Below are 1,530 nucleotides of genomic sequence, written 5' to 3'. Positions count from 1 at the left end.
CCGATGAGTAGCCCTGTGTCAAGCCGCCGTATGTTGATCTTGTTGGAGCAGGACCTGGAGAGCTCCGTGCTTGGCCGGATCGTAGGCGGTGTGGTCCTGCCAGCAGTGCCAGATCACGTACAGCCAGGCGCGGGCCAGGATTCGGGTGGCGTGCGGGTGGTCCTTGCCGCGGGCGATGGCGTCGGCATACAGCTTGGCGGCCCACGGGTTGGCTCTGCGGGAGTCGGCGGCGAAGTCGCAGACGGCATCACGCAGTTGTTTGTTGACCGCCCAGCGGAAGCCGACGCTCTTGTGTTTGCCGGACTGGCGGGTGGAGGGTGCGACGCCGGCCAGGCAGGCCAGCGAGGACGGGTCGGGGAAGCGGGCGCGGCAGTCGCCGATCTCGGCCAGCAGCCTGGCCGCGCGTACGGTGCCCGAACGAGGCAGCGAGGAGAACACGTGTGCGTCGGCGTGCAGCGCGAGCTGCTCGCTGATGTGCGCCTCCAGCGCCTTGATCTGCTCGACCAGCGAGGACAGGACGGCGAGCATGGCGCGGGTGGCGTGCGCCCGGGCCGCGCCGTCCTGGCCGCTGGCACCCCGAGGGGCGGCCCGCAGGTGGGCCAGCAGCACGGCCGGGGCCTTGCGGCCGCAGTAGCCGACGCTCTTCAGCCAGGCCGAAAGACGCCGCACCGACAGCCAATCGGCACGCTCCTGGCAATCGAAGCGGGCCAGGAAGGCCAGGCTGATCGCGCTGTCCAGGTCGGCGAACAAGCCGACCACGCCGGGGAAGGCCGAGCTCAGGTGCGCACGCAGCTGGTTGCACAGCGCCACCCGGTGGGTGACCAGGTCACGGCGAGCCCGGACGGTGACCCGCAGCGTGGTGGTGGCCGGGCTGTCGGGCACCAGGGGCCGCAGCCGGGCCCGGTCGGTGCGCAGGGTGTCGGCCAGCACGAACGCGTCGAACCGGTCGTCTTTGTTACCCGCCGAGCCGTACCGGGAGCGCAGGTTCCTGACCTGGTTCGGACTGATCACCACCACGGTCAGCCCGGCCTCCAGCAGGGCTTCGACGACGGGGCCGTCGCCCCGCTCGATGGCGACCTCGCATGTTCCGGCCTTGGCCAGGCGGCGGATGAGTTCCTTCAACCCGGCGGCGGTGTGCTCGACGGTGAAGCGGGTGATCACCTTTCCGGCCGTATCGACCACGCAGGCCGCGTGATCGGCGCTGGCCCAGTCAACTCCCGCGGTGACACCGTTCGGAGCGGTCGCGGGCAGGGATGTGGTGGGGGCATACTGCATGACAGCCTCCTCGCTGCTAAGCCCAGTGGGGAGGCACCCTCTTTCGGTATCGGGACGCGGCTGCCGGTCAGCTCACTGTTCGGCGCTCGGTGGCGCTCAGCCCTGTCGACGGTCGGCACGCCCCGAAGAACCGCCGGGCCCCGCGGAACTCATCGTGGACCTCGGGGTCGAGCGAGCTGGGCAATGGCCCGGCGGCACCTCGGGTGCATCAGCAGTCTCTCGACTACCGACAAGAGGATGGTGCACCAGTGAGCC

The 1,530-nt window shown here is 70.3% G+C and carries 1 protein-coding gene; it reads right to left on the bottom strand.

The annotated features are described in order from the left end of the window. Positions 1–18: 18 nt before the first annotated feature. Complete coding sequence (locus AW273_RS00005) at positions 19–1,275, bottom strand: IS110 family RNA-guided transposase (protein ID WP_062343948.1); 1,257 nt, start codon at positions 1,273–1,275, stop codon at positions 19–21. Positions 1,276–1,530: the final 255 nt, after the last annotated feature.

Origin of the sequence: Herbidospora yilanensis (assembly GCF_001570565.1) — a bacterium.
GTDB lineage: Bacteria > Actinomycetota > Actinomycetes > Streptosporangiales > Streptosporangiaceae > Herbidospora > Herbidospora yilanensis.
The sequence above is the reverse complement of the archived record's forward strand: the minus strand, read 5'-3'. Positions and strand labels throughout refer to the sequence as shown.

What these genes read in the sequence shown, in the direction of transcription:
- AW273_RS00005 (WP_062343948.1), bottom strand. Translation starts at nt 1,275, where the DNA reads ATGCAGTATGCCCCCACCACATCCCTGCCCGCGACCGCTCCGAACGGT.